The sequence below is a fragment of the uncultured Tateyamaria sp. genome, from assembly GCF_947503415.1.
Taxonomy (GTDB): Bacteria; Pseudomonadota; Alphaproteobacteria; order Rhodobacterales; family Rhodobacteraceae; genus Tateyamaria.
On sequence record NZ_CANNDS010000001.1, the window covers coordinates 409,698 to 427,943 of the forward strand.

Consider the following 18,246-nt stretch of genomic DNA (forward strand, 5'->3'; position numbering starts at 1 on the left):
CAGGCCCGCCGGATCAGCGAAGACCTATTCGCAGGCGTAGGACACGCCATTCGCCGCGTCGATCTTGCGGATGACTTCCCAGAACTCCTGATAGGTCATCTCAAGGAACTGGCCCTCGTTCGACTTCGAGAACTCGGCCTCGAGCGATGTGCCTTCCCATTCGAAGCTGAAAAAGGCGTCACGGATGCTGTCCTGCAATTCAGGTTTCAGGTTGTGAACCGTGCCAAAACCCGTCGTCGGGAACGTCTGGGACTTGTAGATGACTTTGACGTCATCCTCCTTGATCACATCACGCAAGATCATCCGCGACTTGACCGAGTTCGCAATAGAGGCGGCCATGTAGTCCTGATTGGCGACACCAAGGATCGAATTATCATGCTTGCCCGAGAACACCGGCTCAAAGTCGCGTTCGGGCAGCATATCGAAATCGCCCTTCAGGATGGCAGATGGTGCCTTGAAGCCCGAATTCGACGTGGGTGAGGTAAAGGCAAGCTGCTTGCCCTTGATATCTTCCACGCTTTCGATGCCCGAGCCGGGATATGTGATGATCTCCATCTCATAGCCGAAATTACCATCCTTCGACGCCATGATCGTAAAGGGCCGGAAGCCAGCGCAGTTGACCGCCAAAGGGTTCGAGCCCGTATTGAAGCCCGCGATATGCAAGCGACCCGACCGCATCGCCTCGATCTGGGCGGCGTTGTTCTGCACTGGGAAGAACACGACGTCCTTGCCGGTTTCAGCCTCCAGATGCTCGAGGAAATCCGACCATGCGGTTTTGTAGACGGCAGGGTCTTCGACCGGAGTATAGGCGAAGATCAATGTGTCGGGGTCAATCTGGTCGGCGGCATCGGTGGGGATGTCCGCGATCAGGTCGCCATCCGCATCGCAGAAGCGTGCGTCCAGATCTCCGCGCGGGCAATCCTGGGCCGAGGCCGAGGTGCCTAGCGCCATCAACGCTAGGGCCGATGCACCTATCAGCAGTTTTATGTCCAGTTTCATGTGTGTCCTCCCTGACATGCGGCGTTTTTTGCCGCGATTGATTATGTGTCGTCCGTTGAAATGATGTCTACGTTCGCCGCGACCAGCGCACCAAGCAGCGCGTCTTTTGGTCGGCTATCAACAACAATAGATTGCAGGCCCGTCAAGTCTCCTACGTGGGCCAACCCCTTGCGCCCGAACTTTTGCGAGTCGATCAGAAGGTGCCGATATTCGGCCCTCTGCAGCATCATCCGCTTTACTGCAGCGAACCCACGCACCGATTCCGACGGCCCCTCGGTCGAAAAACCGGACGATCCGATCACGCAACGGTCGACGTTGAACCGCGACAGGAATTCCAGTGTTTCGGTCCCGATCACGGCTGACTCGGCGGCGAGATATTCACCCGGACAAAGCAGCACTTCGGGGGCACCGTGGCCAAGTGTCATTGCCACGGGGATCGAATTGGTGATGACGGTGCAGGGCGTACCCAGATAGGCCAGCGCGCGCGCCATCTCGATGGTGGTAGACCCGGAATCGATCATCACCGTCTCGCCCTCGCGAACCAGCTTGGCGGCACGCCGACCGATGCGTTCGCGTTCGTCGATCCGTGAATTTGCCCGCTCGTCCAGATTTGGATAATGCCCCTGCGACGGGGCTGATGCGCCGCCGTGGGCGCGGGCGATCAGCCCTTCGCCAGACAGCGCATCGAAATCCCGACGCACGGTTTCGGTCGAGACATTGAAGCGTTGCGCCAGCTCACTGATCCGCACATGCGGACGCAATTTGAGCTCCAGCAAGATCTGACGGCGCCGCTCCTTTTTCTTCAAGCGCGCCCTGTCCTTGATCTCCGCTTTCGACATCTGCCGCCCCGTTACGTCCCCTGAGGGCAGAGTGTGGCCTTTCCGACGGATTTTCAATTATTTTGTTGCATAAGCCACGTTTCAGTGTGAGATTTTCAAAATTACCTTTGAAAACAACAAGGAAACCAGATTTGACCCGGGACGCATCATACCAGCGGACCAAGACGACGCGACTGCACCCATGATCTTGCTGGCCGGGCACCTCGCCGCGGCGGTGGCATTGCTACTGTGGTCCGTGCGCCTGATCCGAACCGGGGTCGAACGGGCTTTCATGCCAGAACTCAAGCGCCGGCTGCGCGCTTTGTCGGGGCGCACTGTGTCGGCTGCGAGCGGCGGGATACTGGCCGCGATGGTGATGCAAAGCGCCACGGCGGTCGCGCTAATCGGCGCTGGCTTTGCAGTCTCGGGCATGCTGGCAGTCCCAGCGGCTTTGGCGCTTGTCCTTGGCGCAGATCTGGGTTCGGCCCTGATGGCGCAGGTCCTCTTCTTACCGGTTCAGGCCGCGATCCCGTTTGTTCTGCTGGCCGGAATTCTGACGTTCTTCAAGGCGCGAAGCCGAAAGACAAAACAGGTCGGGCGCATCACAATCGGCTTTGCCCTCGTGCTGATTGCGCTGGACATGATCAGACAGGCCACAGCGCCGATGGGCGAAAATGACATTGTCCAGTCCATTGCCACATACTTCCAAAGCGATCTGGTCAGCGCCTTCGTCATCGCGGCACTTTTGACATGGGTCATGCACTCCAGCCTTGCCGCCGTGCTGACCTTTGCCACCTTCGCGGCGACAGGTCTTGTCAGCGCACCCGTCGCCGCAGCATTGGTGATCGGCGCAAACCTGGGCGGCGCGTTCATTCCGTTCGTCTTGCTGATAGGAGACGACAGGCCCGCGCGCCTTGTCGCCGTTGGCAACCTTTTGGCCCGCGGTGTCGTGACACTGGTATTTTTCGCCGCGCTGCACCTTGGGGTATTTCAGCCGCTCTTTGCCATTCCAAACGCAGGTCAGCAGGCCATCGTGCTGCATATCGCCCTGAATACAGCCGTCGTTGTCCTGGCGCTCCCTTTCATCGGCCTTCTGGTGCGGTTGGCTGAGGCACTCGTCCCTGAACGTGCCGAAAACAGCGCAGCTACCGTCACGGCGTTGGACAAGACAGCGCTTGAACACACGCCGCTTGCCCTTGCCTGCGCCCAGCGCGAATTGCTCACGATGGCGGAAACGGTGCAGACCACCTTGGTTCCTATCATGAGCCTGTTTCGCGATTGGAATGCGGACACCGCGCGGATGATCGACCTGTGCGAAGACAAAATCGACCACATGCATTTCGAAACCAAGATCTACATCTCTCAATTGCGGGAGCGCACGCTGACCGAGGCTGAAGAAAAGAAAACGCTTGAGATCGTCGCGATGGCAAACAGCCTCGAAGAGGCCGGAGATCGCATTGCCGTCAACCTCGCCACGCTGGCGAAAAAGTTGCGTGACGACGCCCTCGCCTTTTCCGAACAAGGCACAAACGATCTTGAGCATTTTCACGATCAAGTCGTCACCAACGGTCAATTGGCGTTACAGGTGCTGACGACCGGCGATGCCGAAGCCGCCCGTCAACTGGTGGCGGAAAAGGACCGCATCCGGGTCGAGGAGCAGCGGCTGCAGGAATGCCACCTCAAACGTCTGCAACAAGGTGGCACGGCCAGCATCGAGACGACGAACATCCATCAAGAAGTCCTGTGCCTGCTGAAACAGATCAACGCAGCCCTCAGCTATGTCGCCTATCCGATTGCCGAAGAGACCGGGGATTTGCTGGGCAGTCGTCTGGCGAAACCGAAACGCTCCATGGGTCTGGCATGAGCACGAAACGCGACATGGCCGTACAGATCGCCGCCCTGCCCGTCCGTTGGGACAAAAAGGGCAAGCTGCGGGTCCTTATGGTTACCTCGCGCGACCGCGGCCGGTGGGTCATGCCCAAGGGTTGGACGATGGATGGAAAGAAGCCGTGGCAGGCGGCCAAGATCGAAGCGCTGGAAGAAGCGGGCGCCGTTGGCTTCGTGTCGGACCAGGCAATTGGCATCTATCACTATCACAAAAGACTGGCGAAGAATCGTTCGGTCCTTTGCCGGGTGACGGTCTATCCGATGATCGTGGACAGGTTGAAACGGCGTTGGAAAGAACGCAAGGAACGCAAAAGGCACTGGTTTTCTTTGGGAAAAGCCGCAAAGCTGGTGGACGAACCTGAATTGACGCATTTGCTTCGGGACTTGGCAAAGAACCCGAAAAAACTGATTGAACTCGAAGAATTGCGCCCGGCGGCCTAACGTCGAGCGGATAGAATCCGGAAATACCGGATCGTTTGAACCCTAGGGAGGACCAAAATGAACAAACTGAAACTCACGGGCGCGAGCGCGTTGGTCGCACTTGCCGCGTCGGTCAGCATGGCGCAGGCGGACAAGCTGACGTTCTATTGCTCGGCACAGGAAGACTGGTGCCAGTTGATGGCCCGCAGCTTTGAGGATGCGACCGGCATTGATGTCGACATGACGCGTAAATCCTCGGGCGAAACATTTGCCCAAATCCGCGCCGAGGCGTCCAACCCCAAGGGTGACGTCTGGTGGGGCGGCACCGGTGATCCGCATTTGCAGGCCGCCGAAGAAGGGCTGACGATGGAATACATGTCGCCCATGCGCGACCAGCTGCACGATTGGGCGATTTCCCAAGCCGAGAGCGCTGGCAACAAGACCATCGGCATTTATTCGGGTGCGTTGGGCTACGGCTACAACACCGATCTGCTGGCCGCGAACAATCTGCCAGAACCCGCGTGTTGGAAAGATCTGCTGAAGCCTGAATACAAGGGTCACGTGCAGATGGCGAACCCGAACTCTTCGGGCACGGCCTACACAACGCTTGCCTCGATGGTGCAAATCTTCGGCGAAGACGAAGGCTTTGAGTTCATGAAAGGCCTTCATGCAAACGTGAACCAGTATACCAAATCGGGCTCGGCTCCGATCAAGGCTGCGGGCCGCGGTGAAAACACCATCGGCATCGTCTTCATGCATGATGCTGTGAAACAGGCGGTGTCTGGGTTCCCGGTCAAGGTCGTCGCACCATGCGAGGGCACCGGATACGAGATCGGGTCGATGTCGATCATCGACGGCGCGCGCAACGAGGACGAGGCCAAGCAGTTCTACGACTGGGCGCTGAGCACCGACGCGCAAAACCTTGCCCTTGAGGTCAACGCCTTTCAGGTGCCGTCGAACACAGGCGCACAGACATCCGACAGCGCCCCTGACATGTCGACGATCAAGCTGATCGATTATGACTTCAAAAAGTATGGCTCGTCTGATGAACGCAAGCGCCTGCTTCAGAAGTGGGACGAAGAGGTGTCAGTTCTGCCTCAGTAATCCATGCGTTCCGTCTCAAGTCTACGGACCGCCCGCCCGGTTTTGATCTTCTGGATCATTGCCGGGTGGGTCGGGTATCTTCTTTTGCCATGGTATATGGTCGAGGATGGCATTTGGTCATTCTTGTGGCTGGTCGATGGCTATCCTTTTGATGAGGATTTCGCGCCAGCTGCGTTTCTGATCGGTCAGGGCGAAAAACTGTGGCTCACGCCACTTCTGATCCCACTTGCCATGCCGCTTCTGGTGCTTGGGCGTGCCAAATCCGACCCGCTTTACGCCCGCATCCTGATCCTGTCCGGAGCCCTCGGGTTTGGTTGGCTGATTGCCCAGGGCTTCGGCATCGGCATCCGTGGCTTCAACTATGACTGGCTGGAAGCCCTGTTCGGAGACCTGCGGATCCGCCAGTTCGGTATGGGCTACGGCGCGATGATCTGCGCCTCGTCTTTCCTGTTTATTCTGACACAGGGCATCGCCGCACGTGGTGCAATCAACGGTGATGTCTTTGTCGTCAGCGCCATCGGCGGCGTTATCACGATTGTCACGGCCTTTGTGTTCTACCCGATTGCCAACATGCTGTTTTCGGCCTTCGTCACCGAAGACGGAGCATATTCGCTGGCCGTTTTCGCCGCGAAGTTCTTTGATGACCGGCTGTGGGGGCTTGGGTGCCTTTGGGGCGCGCGCTGTGGCGTCGCCTGGAATTCGCTGTTCCTTGCCATCGCAGTTGGTTTCATCACAACCATACTCGGGCTCTGCTTCGCTCTTGTCGTCACCCGCTCGGGCTTTCGCTACAAACGCGCCATTCGTGCATTGACGGTCCTGCCGATCATCACGCCACCCTTCGTGATCGGGTTGGCGCTGATCCTGCTCTTTGGCCTGTCGGGTTCAATCACAGTTTTCTTTGCCGATCTCTTCGGCACGCAACCCACCCGCTGGCTCTATGGCTGGCCCGGTGTGCTGATCGCGCAGACGCTCGCCTTCACCCCGATTGCCTTCCTTGTGCTAATCGGTGTGGTCGAAGGCGTCTCTCCCTCGATGGAGGAGGCCGCGCAGACGCTGCGCGCCAACCGCTGGCAGACGTTCCGCACAGTCTCGCTGCCGTTGATGCGGCCCGGCCTCGCCAATGCGTTTCTCTTGGGCTTCATCGAGTCGATGGCCGACTTCGGCAATCCGCTGGTGCTTGGCGGCAACTTCGACGTGCTTTCGACCGAGATATTCTTTGCCATTGTGGGCGCACAATACGATCAAGGCCGCGCCGCTGTTCTGGCCATGGTGCTGTTGTTCTTCACTCTCTCGGCCTTCTATGCCCAGCGCGCTTGGCTGGGCAAAAGAAGCTATACCACTGTCACCGGCAAGGGTGACGCAGGCGTTCATCCGTTGATGCCAACCGCATTTGCCGTTCCCGTCCTCGCGATTGCCCTGACATGGGCGCTGTTCACTGCGGTGGTTTATGCCATGATCATCTACGGCAGCGTGGTCGAATTGTGGGGCGTCAACAACACGCTCACCTTCAAGCACTACGTCACCGCCTTCAGCGTCCGGTTCGAGGCCGAAGGCATCCGCTGGACTGGGGCCGCGTGGGACAGTTTCTGGACCACGATCACCATCGCCGCCATCGCCGCCCCCCTTACGGCGGCGGTGGGGCTGGTCACCGCCTATCTGCTCACGCGCCAGTCCTTTGCGGGCAAGAATGCCTTCGAGTTCGGTACGATGCTGTCCTTTGCCATTCCCGGCACGGTGATCGGTGTCAGCTACATCCTTGCGTTCAACGTGCCGCCTATCGAAATCACCGGCACGGGCGTCATTCTGGTTGTCAGCTTTATCTTCCGAAATATGCCCGTCGGCGTGCGCGCAGGTATCGCGTCAATGAGCCAATTGGACAAGTCACTGGACGAGTCGTCCCTCACCCTTGGCGCGAATTCATGGCAAACATTCCGCCGGATCATATTGCCGCTGTTGCGCCCTGCAATCCTTGCGGCACTTGTCTACAGTTTCGTCCGGGCCATGACGGCGATCTCGGCGGTGATCTTCCTTGTGTCGGCCAAGTACGACATGGCAACCAGCTACATCATCGGGCGGGTCGAGAATAACGACTATGGCCTTGCCATCGCTTATTCGACCACGCTGATCTTCGTGATGCTGTCGGTTGTGGCCGTCATGCAGTTGATCGTTGGGCGCACCCGGATCGGGCGCCGCATGACGCAGTCGCGCACCAATGTGTAAGGAACCCCGACCATGAGCATTCAATCCAAGGCCGCTCCCGTCCGGTTCGAGGGCGTGTCGAAAGTCTTTGGCAAAGACGTGGTCGCCGTCGACAGCATCGACCTGCATGTCGAGGCCGGCAAACTCGTCACGCTGCTGGGGCCATCGGGCTGCGGCAAGACAACGACACTGCGCATGATCGCTGGACTGGAGATGGCCAGTTCGGGCCGCATTCTGATCGGCGATCGCGATGTAACCCGCCTGCCCGCCACTGACCGCGACGTATCCATGGTGTTTCAATCCTACGCACTGTTCCCCCACATGAGCGTGCTGGAAAATGTGATGTACGGTCTGACCTTTTCGGGCTTTTCGAAGGACGAGTCACGAACCCGCGCGCTTCACGGTCTGGACTTGGTCGGCCTGAAGGGCTTTGACGACCGCCTGCCATCCGAGCTGTCGGGTGGACAGCAACAGCGTGTCGCCGTGGCCCGTGCACTGGTTCTTGAGCCGCAAGTGCTCTTGTTCGACGAACCCCTGTCGAACCTCGATGCAAAATTGCGCCGGCAGGTGCGCGAAGACATTCGGGCGATCCAGCAGGACCTCGGCCTCACCGTCGTCTACGTCACCCACGATCAGGAAGAAGCACTGGCGGTTTCGGACGAAATTGTTGTGATGCGCAACGCGTCCATTGCCCAGATCGGCACACCACGGCAACTGTACGACGCCCCCAATGACCGCTTTGTTGCCGATTTCATCGGCGAGGCGAACCTGCTGACATGCCAGATCGTATCGGTCGACGGCGGCACAGCCACGATCGAGATCGACGGCTATCAACACAGCTTGCCAGCGCGCGGGCTTGGGCTTGGTCCGGCCACCCTTGCCGTGCGCCCCTCGCGGCTTCTCATCGGGCATGACACCGGTATCGCCGCCACGGTTGCAAAGGCCACTTATGTTGGCGTGCACATGGAATATACGCTGACGGGCGAATTCGGTCAGGTCTTTGCCGTGCTTGATGACGTGGACGACCCGCTGGAACCGGGAACAGAGGTCAGGATGGCCTTTGCAGCCAAAGGGCCGGTGCTGTTGCCCGAAGAAACCTAGTGCCAAAGCTTCTGGTCGTCACGCATCCCGAAGTGGTGGTCGAGCCAGATCGCCCGATCCCCGATTGGCGGCTGAGCGAAACCGGACGGAACCGCGCAACTGCCTTTGCCACCAGCGCGCATATGGCGCACGTCTCTGATATCTGGTGCAGCACTGAACGAAAGGCGCACGACACAGCCGCGATCCTTGCCGTACCATGCACATTACCTGTCAATGTCGACCCGGCCCTTGGCGAAAACGACCGCAGCGCCACCGGTTTCCTGCCGCCCGCAGAGTTCGAAGCTGCGGCAGATGAGTTCTTTGCCAACCCGTCGAACAGCTTCCGGGGATGGGAACCGGCCGTGGACGCACAAGCGCGCATTTGCCAAGCTATACAAAGAATTGCGTCGCAACATTCTGGTGGTGATCTTGCCATCGTCACCCACGGCGCGGTTGGAACGCTGCTTTGGTGTCACTTGATGCACCGGCCCATCGACCGGACACATGATCAGCCTTCACAGGGGCATTTCTGGCAGGCAGACCTGTCGACGCTACGTCCGCAAACCGGTTGGCTGCCTATCGCCTGAGCCGCGCCAAACGTCAGTCGTTCCACGCCTCATCAGCGATGGCCACCAGCGTTCCGAATACGTCCTGACTGCCTGCAATGACCCGCCCACCTGTCCGGATCATCTGGTCCGCGTCCTGTTCTTCGACCATGCCGCCGGCTTCCTCGATCATCAACTGACCCGCCAGACAATCCCACGCGTTCATATGCTCTTCGATGTAGCCCAGCAGCCGTCCGGCCGCGACATAGGCAAGCGACAACGCACCGCTGGCGTTCCGGTGATACAGCGCGCCCCGCTCGACCAGCGCCGCAAGGACAGGTATGACATGCGCCGCCTCAACCCGGTTTGAATAGCCGACAGACACTGTCCCGCTGTCCAGCGCGACACCGGACGCCACCCGCATCTCGGCGCCGTTCAACGTTGCCCCACCGCCACGTCGCGCCACATAGGTCTCATCGACATTCGGCTCATGGATCACGCCGATCTGGGTCTGCCCCTCCGAAACCCCCGCCAACACGATTGTCCACGCGGGGATGCCGTTGACGAAGTTCGTGGTGCCGTCGATGGGGTCGATCACCCAGTCAAATCCGCTCTGCCCCACTTTGGGCGCATGCTCTTCCCCGACGATACCATCGTCGGGCCAAGCCTCTTCGATCCGTTCGCGGATATAGATTTCAACGTTTCTATCCGCCTCGCTGACCCAGTCCTGCGCGCCCTTTTGATCGATCACAAGCGCACTTCTGTCTGCAAAATACCGAGCGGCTTTTGTACCTGCATCCCTGCACACGGCGATAGCAAACTCTTGGCGGGTTGAAAGGCTATCCATGGGCACTCCGATTTCACATTGGCATCTGTTTGAACTTAGAGGACCGACGACCGGCATCGCAAATGCTGAGTTGAATATACCTTCGACCGGGGCAAACTGTGGACGATGTGGCGCATTTTGATGGCCGCGTTACAAAAACAGAAAATCAGCACATGGACGCATGTCTCAGGCGCGCTCAACATGTCGAAAGGCGGGTAGCACTATGGTTGCGCCTGTCTCCGTTCATCCGCCTCTCAAAGGGTGGCGCACTGGCAACGGAGGGTCCTTTTTGCACGCAACGGCTGCAAAATGTCTCAACATTGCCATCACGTTGCGGTACTGTTCGCTTTAATAATTCCGAACCTATTATCAAAGCACTCCATTACCAGGGAACGCACGACCGATGACCGCTTATTACACCATCGACCCCGACACGCTTCTGATTGAAAATGATGTGGCCAAGGCTGCCGGAGCCGCAAAAGCCGAAGCCTATCAATCTGCAGAGCCCTACCATCACGGCTGCATCGACAACTTCCTGCCAGAGGCTGTGTTGGACCGCGTGCTTGAAGAACTGGGAACGATGCCCGAGGCGGAAACAAGCTTTTCCCGTGCACAGGAAAACCTGAAATCGTCCTTCATCCCGGAGCGTCTGCCCAACTACACCAAGAACCTGTTTTACGCCTTCAATGCGCGCCCTTTCATTCTGTTTCTGGAACAGATGACGGGCATCAAGGGATTGATCCCCGATCCCTACTTCATGGGCGCAGGCATCCACAAAACGCTCAATGGTGGGCACCTCGACATCCATGCCGATTTCAACTTCCATGGCCAAATGCGGGTAGAACGTCGGCTTAACGTGCTGATCTACCTCAACCGGGACTGGAAGGAGGAATATGGCGGCTCCTTCGAGGTTTGGGACAAGGGCATGACCACGAAAATGGCGAGCTTCGTGCCGACCTATAACCGTATGGTATGCTTTTCGACCGGCTCGGACACGTTCCATGGCAACCCCGAACCCGTGAACCACCCTGATGGTGAGCCGCGCCAGTCGATCGCGCTTTATTACTACACTGCGACCTGGGATGCGTCGCGGAAAGGGCATGGGACGCTCTTCAAGCCGCGACCGGGTACCGTGGATCAGGCAGACAAGCTTGAAGCGCGCCGCGCTGTCATTCAGGATATCTTGCCACCTATCGTCTATCGCAGATTGGCAGGACCGCTCAGACGCCTCGGGCTTTGAACCACATATGACCGAAAGAGCATGAATATGGAAGGCGAAGGGTTTCGACTCTCCGCCACACCACTCGACCACGACATCCTGCATTTGAGGAACGATCAGAAACTGTCCAATCGCTTGGCGGCAGTCGGAGCTTGTGGGTGAGCCGGGATGTCCAGCTAACATCCTGCCCTTTTCAAGCAGAGGCACTGCCCTGGCGTACTCGGGCGCGTCATACCTCCTGTTCGCAGAAACTGGAGCGCTGATGTTTTGGGAGCCGACATGCGCGCGCTGTACGTGGCTTCGCACAAGACGGAACATAGCTAAGGTCAGCTGATCGCTCTCAACGCTGTATTGTCGCTCTTTCGGCTGAAGGCACACGCGTGCCGACACAAAATAAAACGGACAAAGTGCGTGCGCGCCTTGTCCGTTTTGGTTTTGTCAGAAGGATGGAAGGGAGAGGGCTGCGCTGGCGATGCCCTCCCCTTAGGATTTTACCAGTATGCCCAGGCTTCAGCGCCGGACATGCAACCCATCGAAGACATTGCGCTTGCCATGGCCCCGTCATCCTCTTTGTCGAACGACGCGAATTTGCCGGCCGACATAACTGGCGCGTTGTCCGACCTTTCATCTTCCACCAGAACGACGTCACCGGCAGCAGAAGCGGCTGGCTCGTTGCCTATGTCGATCAGTACGTCGTCGGGTTGGACATCAAACGTGCTGGCTGGGGGGGCGGATGCAAATACGAAGCTGTCAGCACCCGATGAACGATCACCGCCGGACGATTCTTCACGCCCTTCGCCACCATTGCTCTGGTCTGCGCCGTCGCGATCCCAATTGGCAGTCACGTCGTCGTCAACGGTGTTGTCGTCGCCAACAGTCCGCACTGAGGTGCCGGAGCCGGTGCCAAGGTCAAGCCACACCTCATCGGTGTTGTAGTTCACGGTGACAGTCGCGCCGCGCCCACCGAGGCCCAAAACATCGAAGCTGCCGATGTCGCCTGTGACTTGATCCGCGCTGATCAGAAGGTAGCTGCCGTTTCCAAGGTAGGACTGGCTCAGATCAACGGTCAGATCAACGTCACCCAGTTCGACACGGGACGAGACATTGCTGTTGTCACCAAATGCGCCGGACCGGAATTCGGAGATGCTGCCCAGACCGCTTGCGTCGTTGGCAATGGTCAGGTCAGCGCCCGCAAGGAAGCGAATGATACCCTGCGCGCCGCCATCACCATCAAACCCTGTGCGTGCATCGGCACCGATGATGGTCAGCTCATCGTTGCTGCCCACGGTGAACGTCCCGCCATCGGCACTGAGGATCGCTTGTCCACTGTCGATAACAAGATCGACATTGCGGGACACCGAACCTGTATTGGCAAATCGTCCGCCGTCCTGTGTGATGCTGAGAACTCCGGGGCCGCTGTACCCGTTCAGCCAAGCCTGACCAGCGTTGGTGATGTCGATTTGACCACCTGACACACCAGTCGTTGTCTGACCGGCGACGTTGAGCCGTCCATGCGACACGTCAAGCTGACCGCCGTCGCCAAAGTTGAGCCCATAGATGGTGTGCGTGCCGCCATAGATCACATGGTTGCCACCCAGATTGACACGGTCGCCTGCCACACTGCCGGCCACATCGTCCGTGTCCCAGTTCATGCGGTTGTCCCAGCGCACGCCATCGCCCAATTCGTTGGGAATGAAGCGCACTTCACGCGACTCCGTACGGGTCTCGTTCAGGATGCCAAAGGCTGCTTGGAAATAGGCGTTGAGCGTATCTGCTTCAACTTCATTCTGACCGATCCAAGCGACAAGATCTTCAAGGCTGGCATTCGGGTTGTTCAGGACAATTCTGGCCAGGTTGTCAGCCGTTGCCTGATCCAGAACACTGCGGTCCAGACCCTCGATGTTCTGGTTTTCACCTTCTTCGATGCCGCGCTCTGTGTGCCAGGTGCCATACCAGCGATAGACCATTGTATCGTCGAAATACGGGCTGTGCTCGTGGTTCAGACCGCCTTCGTTGATTGAACGTTCGGCCACTTCCTGTGGATCGTTAGGATCGGCCAGATGCGCGACAATGTTGCCCGTCAGAGTGGTGTCGTTGCCTCCGTTATAGATGCCCATGGCATGGTAGCCTTGGCCTTCGTTTGCGGCGCGGTACCCAGCGGCCGTGATGACGTTGCCGGACACAAGTGTGAAGTTCCCGATGGGGCCCTCGCCCCAGAATTCACCACCGCGGAAGATCAGTCCGCCGCCGCTGTCCATCAGCAGGTTGTCTTCCACAAATGCGCCGCTGCGCAACTGTGCCGCCATGGACGCCGCCGAGGCAGAGATGTTGTCGCGGAAGGTCGCGTCCAGCACGTCATGCTGAAAATAGATGCTGTGGGAATAGGTGCTGGCCGGTTGCGGACGGTCGCCGCTCCCGTAGTAGTCATAGCCTTCGTCCCAACCGATGCCGGTGAACCGCGTGCCTTCAATCAGAAGGCCTTCTGTGTCAGAGAAGTATGAGCCCGAGAAGCGCTCGACATGAGGGCTCCAGTTGTCGCCATAGCGCGGCGCGTCCGGCCCCGTATCCAGCATATTGGAATCGCGCAGCGTAAAGCTGTCTGCGCCTTCGACAACAACCCATCCCAGGTCCGTTGCCGTGATTGAATCAACGAGGATGTTTCCGCTGCCATCGGTTGAACCACGGAAAAGCAATTCGTCCGTGATATTAAGATCATGGAGGACGATGTTGGTGAAGGTCTCACCATTGTACCCGGCCACCCAGTGGTTGCTGGCCAGAACCGGTTGTTCGCCTTCTCCGTAGGAGGTGATCACGACCGGATGCAGTGGGCTTTCACCATGGATCCCCGCTGGCATAAGCGCGTTGTCCGCGATCTGGTCGTAGGTATAGCCACTTTCCAGACGCAGCCAGTGCGAGCTGGCGACTGCATCTTCGCCGGTGGCAAAGTTACGTCCCGTCAGTTCCCACCACAGCATCATGCCGGCGTCTTGGGCCAAGGCCGTGTCCGCGCTCGAACCGTAGTTGGGATGCTCAGCGAGCCATTCGCCGGTGATTTGCCAGGTCTGCAACCCTTCCTGGGCCGCAATATCGGAGATGGTCAGGGCATCTGACGACGCAGAGACATAGACCTCACGGTGGTTCTCACCGGTTTCAATGACCAGTTCACCATCGTCATCGGTCTCCAGCATATAGTGGTTGGCGCCGGTGCCCCACCCGCCCTGTTGGCTGGGGGCTGTGACGTTGAAATTGAAGGTCTGCTGTGAGGTGTTCCCGTTCGCGTCCGTGATTTCTACTGTGAAATCAAGCGCTCCCGTATGGTCGGACTCTGTCATGACGAGTGCGAGCGAATTGTCAGGGTTGACCGTCAGAGTGCCGTGGTCGGGTCCATCAATAATCGTAATATTGCGCGCGGTTTCGTACCCATCCGTCTGGAGAGTTGTGACCCGAGCGCCGGATACTTGTGCAGTTGTGGAGGTATTCAGTGTGAGTGGCATGAGTGCGCCTTTTTCATTCATTCCTTGGCGGTGGCAGGCCACCGGCAATACTTCTCCAGAGGCTTCCCATAGGGAAAGCCACCATTGATCGCGCATGCTTGCTCTGCGCGTTATTTCACTTCAGCGGGTTACCTACTCGACTTCCTGCGTTAATTATTACTACCGAAACGTGCAGGAATTGGCCCCTCATTAAGGCGGTTTTACGGCAAGAAGGTAAACAGACAAGCCACCTGACCGGAAATTTTGAGAACTGTGGGAAATCTGCGCAGGAACTCGCCGACCGACCTAAGGTAGAGTGCAAGTCTTTGCTGCAAATGGAAGCGGACGGATGCGTTTGCGTCCAGTGCGCATATCCTTGCCGGTGTCTTGGCAAAGAGGCGCTTAGGAATCCAGGCTCTCCAGCCAGGCTTGGACCATCAGCACGTTCCAGAGCTGCGGGCCCCAATTGAATCGCCCCGACAGGTGCTGCTGCCACAGCTTATCGATCAGGTCCGCATCGAAGTAGCCTTCGCGATTCAGACGCGTACGGTCCAGAAGGGCGGCGGCCCAGTCCTTGAGGCTGTCGCGCAACCACAGCCCGATGGGCACTTCGAACCCCATCTTGGGCCGTTCAATCAGGTCTTTGGGCACATGGCGGTACAGAACCTGCCGTAGGGCCCATTTGGTCGCGTCTCCACGTAGTTTCTGGTCCTCGGGCAGGCCCAGCGCAAATTCCACAACCCGGTGATCAAGCAGCGGCGCACGGCTTTCGAGGGCGACAGCCATGGTTGCGCGGTCCACCTTGGCCAGAATGTCATCCACCATGTAGGTCAGCATATCGAGCTGCATCATGCGTTCTATATCACTCAAGGCACCCTGCGGCGGCAGATGCTCTGCCAGCATGGATTGCGGGTGCGACGCCCCCGGCACGGCAGCGTCTGGAAACCGCCAGACAGACACCATGGCACGGTGCAGGGTCTCCAGATCAGGTTGGCGCGCATAGTTGGCCAGACGGTGCAGACGCTGCCCGATGGGTTCCTTGCCCTGTGGCGTCGGGATGAGGCCCTGCAGCGCAGCAGTCAGCGTGGCGGCAGGAATGGCCCGAATGGCGCTCGCCCCCAAGTTGCGCAATGGCTGGGGCATTGATTTCAGTCGAGTGCGCAGTTTGCCCGCATGCGCATAGCGGCCGTAACCGCAGAACAACTCATCCCCGCCATCACCAGACAGGGACACCGTCACATGCTCCCGTGCCAGCTTGGAGACGAGATAGGTGGGAATTTGCGAGCTGTCGGAGAAGGGCTCGTCATACATTGTGGGCAGCAGCGGCACGACGTCCCGCAATTCCTGATCCGTCACGTAAAGATCTGTGTGGTGGGTGCCCAGATGCCCGGCAACGGCCCGGGCAAACTCGGCTTCATTATAACGTGCTTCCTGAAACCCGATGGAGAAGGTGTGCACGGGCCGGTCTGACAGATGCTGCATGATGCCAACGATGGCGGAACTGTCGATCCCGCCCGACAGGAATGCACCCAGAGGCACATCCGACATCATCTGTTGGCCGACCGCATCCATCAGGAGGGCCTCCAGATCGTCTACAACCTGATCATCAGGGCGACGCACAGGCTTGGGCGCCGCAGCAACTTCTGCGCCATTCCAATAGAACTCCGTCTCTATTGCGCCGGTCGACGCCTCGATGGTCACCATTTCCCCAGGTCGGACCTTGCCGATCCCGCGATAGACGGAGCGGTCTTCACCCACATTGCCGTGGCGCAAGACTTCGACAAGGCTGTCGCGCGCGATCTCTCCCTCGAACGAAGGATGGGTACGCAGCGCCTTGAGCTCTGAACCAAAGAGCAATGCGCGAGCGTCCTCTGCGCCCTGCCAGCCATAGTAAAGCGGCTTTTCCCCCATACGGTCGCGGATCAGATACAGGGTCCGTGTTTCCCGGTCCCACAGCGAAATGGCGAACATGCCGATGGTCCGCTCCAGCGTGTCCCGCAGGCCCCAAATGTCGATCCCCGCCAGCAAGGTTTCGGTATCGGAGGTACCGCGCCACTCCGGAGCCTTTCCGGTGTCTTCCAACTCACGCCGCAAGATTTGGTGGTTGTAGATTTCACCGTTGAAACACAGCACCCAACGCCCCGAAGCCGACGTCATGGGTTGCGTGCCCGCCGGGCTCAAATCAACAATAGCCAACCGCAGATGGCCAAGTGCCAATCCGGCATCGGCATCGCACCACTGGCCCTGACTGTCCGGTCCACGGTGGGCGATAGCCCGCATCATTGGCAGCAGGACTTCGTCGCGGGCCTGCCCGGGGGACGTCGTACACAGAAAACCGGTAATGCCGCACATATCAGGAAGGTCTCTTCAACGGGTCAGGACGTATCTTGCCGTCATGTGTACCGGCAAAAAGCGCCCCTATTCGGGCGGCTTCATGGCGCACATCGAATTCGGCGCGCACTTTTTCACGGCCACGTGCGCCCATTTCGGCCCGTCGTGCAGGATCTTCGGCCATATCGTGGATGCGCGCGGTCAGCGCCTCGGCGTCGCTGGCGGGCACGATAAAGCCTGATACCCCGTCTTCGACCAACTCACCGACACCGGCAAGCTGCGTGCAGATCACCGGTTTGCCAGCGGCCAAGGCCTCCATCAGCACAACGGGCAAGCCTTCAGCGAAAGAGGGCAACACCAATGCATCCGCGGCAGCCAATGCGTCGGCCACGCCCTGTTGGCTTTGAAAGCCCAGAAATTGCACCGCATCGCCCAAAGGCGCAGCCATTGCCTCCAGATGTGCCCGGTCATCACCATCACCCACCAGCGTGAGCGTCAGGTCAGGCCGCGTGGCATGGGCGGCGGCAAAGGCCTCTATCAGGACCCGAAGTCCCTTGATCGGGGTCAGGCGACCCACAAAAACAAGGTTGGTCCCTGGTGCCTTCGATTTTGGCGGGTCACTTTCGTAGCGCTCGGGGATAACGCCGCAATGAATGATATGCAGCTTGTCCCAATGGGCGGGGTCGGAAAAATACATCGCCTGTGAGCGGCAGAAATGGCTGATGCAGGCGACGAAAGTGGCCTCGGCCGTCTTTTCGCGCAGGCACCATGTGTTGGGTTCGTAGATTTCGGCGGGGCCATGCAGCGTGTAGCTGAAGGGGATGCCCGACAGCGCGGCAGTCAACATCGCCACATGGGCAGGCGGGTCGGCGAAATGGGTGTGCAGGTGCTGAACACCTTGCGCGTGCAAGTGCCGGGACAACACAAGGCCTTCGGCAAAATAGGCGAGCTGTTTAAGTGCCCCTTTCAACCCCGGCGGTGCGGTGCGGCGGGCCAACTTAAGGGCCTTGAGAAAGCGGGCGGGTGATGCGAGCCCCCCTGCAATCGCTTGCAGCATCCGAACCGGGTTCTTGCCAGCCTCAATGACATAAAAGGTGCTGTCGTGGGCGGCTTCTTCTTCGGGACCGATCAGGTGTGTGGGTCCGGGACGGCGGACGGAACAGGTCACAACCTCAAAACCCAAATCGCGCAAGGCGGTCACTTCGCGCAGAATAAAAGTGTGAGATGCAGCCGGATAAAGCGATGTCAGATAGGCCACGCGGGGCAGGTCAGACATGTAAATCAAGTTCCTTAATCAACTGGGGCTTTATGCCGAAAGGCGGCTGTCGAGTAAACCGCGACCCGC

The 18,246-nt window shown here is 58.8% G+C and carries 13 protein-coding genes; 7 read left to right on the forward strand and 6 right to left on the reverse strand.

What is annotated here, in order from left to right; translation table 11 throughout:
* Positions 1-24: 24 nt before the first annotated feature.
* Together phnD and Q1A32_RS02110 are read right to left on the reverse strand one after the other, a co-directional pair.
* A complete protein-coding gene (gene phnD, locus Q1A32_RS02105; protein WP_299609943.1) occupies positions 25-999 on the reverse strand; it encodes a phosphate/phosphite/phosphonate ABC transporter substrate-binding protein in 975 nt (324 codons plus the stop codon).
* A gap of 41 nt (positions 1,000-1,040) precedes the next feature.
* Positions 1,041-1,838, reverse strand: coding sequence for a DeoR/GlpR family DNA-binding transcription regulator (locus Q1A32_RS02110; protein WP_299648831.1), 798 nt, complete (start codon positions 1,836-1,838; stop codon positions 1,041-1,043).
* 181 nt (positions 1,839-2,019) lie between these two features.
* Between Q1A32_RS02110 and Q1A32_RS02115 the strand changes: the two genes are divergently transcribed.
* From Q1A32_RS02115 to Q1A32_RS02140, 6 genes are read left to right on the forward strand one after another with little or no spacing between them, the layout of a single operon-like run.
* The gene (locus tag Q1A32_RS02115; protein ID WP_299648834.1) at positions 2,020-3,681 is read left to right on the forward strand and encodes a Na/Pi cotransporter family protein; all 1,662 of its coding nucleotides are present in this window, start codon (positions 2,020-2,022) and stop codon (positions 3,679-3,681) included.
* The gene (locus Q1A32_RS02120) at positions 3,678-4,145 is read left to right on the forward strand and encodes an NUDIX hydrolase (RefSeq protein ID WP_299648836.1); all 468 of its coding nucleotides are present in this window, start codon (positions 3,678-3,680) and stop codon (positions 4,143-4,145) included. The genes Q1A32_RS02115 and Q1A32_RS02120 overlap by 4 nt, the downstream gene beginning before the upstream one ends.
* Before the next feature lie 57 nt (positions 4,146-4,202).
* Positions 4,203-5,228 carry an ABC transporter substrate-binding protein gene (locus tag Q1A32_RS02125; RefSeq protein ID WP_299648839.1) on the forward strand — a complete coding sequence of 342 codons (1,026 nt, stop codon included), beginning with the start codon at positions 4,203-4,205 and terminating at the stop codon, positions 5,226-5,228.
* Positions 5,229-5,231: 3 nt separating this feature from the next.
* A complete protein-coding gene (locus Q1A32_RS02130) occupies positions 5,232-7,448 on the forward strand; it encodes an iron ABC transporter permease (RefSeq protein ID WP_299648842.1) in 2,217 nt (738 codons plus the stop codon).
* A 12-nt stretch (positions 7,449-7,460) separates the two neighbouring features.
* Positions 7,461-8,528, forward strand: a complete 1,068-nt coding sequence (locus Q1A32_RS02135) for an ABC transporter ATP-binding protein (RefSeq protein WP_299648846.1) — start codon at positions 7,461-7,463, stop codon at positions 8,526-8,528.
* Positions 8,528-9,094 (forward strand): histidine phosphatase family protein, encoded by a 567-nt coding sequence (locus Q1A32_RS02140; RefSeq protein ID WP_299648849.1) that lies wholly within the window; start codon positions 8,528-8,530, stop codon positions 9,092-9,094. The genes Q1A32_RS02135 and Q1A32_RS02140 overlap by 1 nt, the downstream gene beginning before the upstream one ends.
* 13 nt (positions 9,095-9,107) lie before the next feature.
* Here the strand turns inward: Q1A32_RS02140 and Q1A32_RS02145 are convergent, their stop codons facing one another.
* Positions 9,108-9,899 (reverse strand): inositol monophosphatase family protein, encoded by a 792-nt coding sequence (locus Q1A32_RS02145; protein WP_299648852.1) that lies wholly within the window; start codon positions 9,897-9,899, stop codon positions 9,108-9,110.
* Positions 9,900-10,281: 382 nt separating this feature from the next.
* Here Q1A32_RS02145 and Q1A32_RS02150 point away from each other — a divergent pair, with 382 nt between their 5' ends.
* On the forward strand, positions 10,282-11,118 hold the full coding sequence (locus Q1A32_RS02150; RefSeq protein WP_299609924.1) for a 2OG-Fe(II) oxygenase: 837 nt from the start codon (positions 10,282-10,284) through the stop codon (positions 11,116-11,118).
* A 470-nt stretch (positions 11,119-11,588) separates the two neighbouring features.
* On the opposite strand, the gene Q1A32_RS02155 is transcribed toward Q1A32_RS02150, so the two are convergent.
* The 3 genes from Q1A32_RS02155 to Q1A32_RS02165 form a co-directional block, all read right to left on the reverse strand.
* Entirely contained in the window at positions 11,589-14,591 is a 3,003-nt protein-coding gene (locus Q1A32_RS02155; RefSeq protein WP_299648855.1) for a hypothetical protein, read from the reverse strand.
* 381 nt (positions 14,592-14,972) lie between these two features.
* On the reverse strand, positions 14,973-16,922 hold the full coding sequence (asnB, locus tag Q1A32_RS02160; RefSeq protein ID WP_299648858.1) for an asparagine synthase (glutamine-hydrolyzing): 1,950 nt from the start codon (positions 16,920-16,922) through the stop codon (positions 14,973-14,975).
* A 1-nt stretch (position 16,923) separates the two neighbouring features.
* Positions 16,924-18,177 (reverse strand): glycosyltransferase family 4 protein, encoded by a 1,254-nt coding sequence (locus Q1A32_RS02165; protein WP_299648861.1) that lies wholly within the window; start codon positions 18,175-18,177, stop codon positions 16,924-16,926.
* Positions 18,178-18,246 lie beyond the last annotated feature (69 nt).

Excerpts from the sequence above, each read along its gene's own strand:
- phnD (WP_299609943.1), bottom strand. The coding sequence starts at position 999 with ATGAAACTGGACATAAAACTGCTGATAGGTGCATCGGCCCTAGCGTTG.
- Q1A32_RS02110 (WP_299648831.1), bottom strand. The coding sequence starts at position 1,838 with ATGTCGAAAGCGGAGATCAAGGACAGGGCGCGCTTGAAGAAAAAGGAG.
- Q1A32_RS02115 (WP_299648834.1), top strand. The coding sequence starts at position 2,020 with ATGATCTTGCTGGCCGGGCACCTCGCCGCGGCGGTGGCATTGCTACTG.
- Q1A32_RS02120 (WP_299648836.1), top strand. The coding sequence starts at position 3,678 with ATGAGCACGAAACGCGACATGGCCGTACAGATCGCCGCCCTGCCCGTC.
- Q1A32_RS02125 (WP_299648839.1), top strand. The coding sequence starts at position 4,203 with ATGAACAAACTGAAACTCACGGGCGCGAGCGCGTTGGTCGCACTTGCC.
- Q1A32_RS02130 (WP_299648842.1), top strand. The coding sequence starts at position 5,232 with ATGCGTTCCGTCTCAAGTCTACGGACCGCCCGCCCGGTTTTGATCTTC.
- Q1A32_RS02135 (WP_299648846.1), top strand. The coding sequence starts at position 7,461 with ATGAGCATTCAATCCAAGGCCGCTCCCGTCCGGTTCGAGGGCGTGTCG.
- Q1A32_RS02145 (WP_299648852.1), bottom strand. The coding sequence starts at position 9,899 with ATGGATAGCCTTTCAACCCGCCAAGAGTTTGCTATCGCCGTGTGCAGG.
- Q1A32_RS02150 (WP_299609924.1), top strand. The coding sequence starts at position 10,282 with ATGACCGCTTATTACACCATCGACCCCGACACGCTTCTGATTGAAAAT.
- Q1A32_RS02155 (WP_299648855.1), bottom strand. The coding sequence starts at position 14,591 with ATGCCACTCACACTGAATACCTCCACAACTGCACAAGTATCCGGCGCT.
- asnB (WP_299648858.1), bottom strand. The coding sequence starts at position 16,922 with ATGTGCGGCATTACCGGTTTTCTGTGTACGACGTCCCCCGGGCAGGCC.
- Q1A32_RS02165 (WP_299648861.1), bottom strand. The coding sequence starts at position 18,177 with ATGTCTGACCTGCCCCGCGTGGCCTATCTGACATCGCTTTATCCGGCT.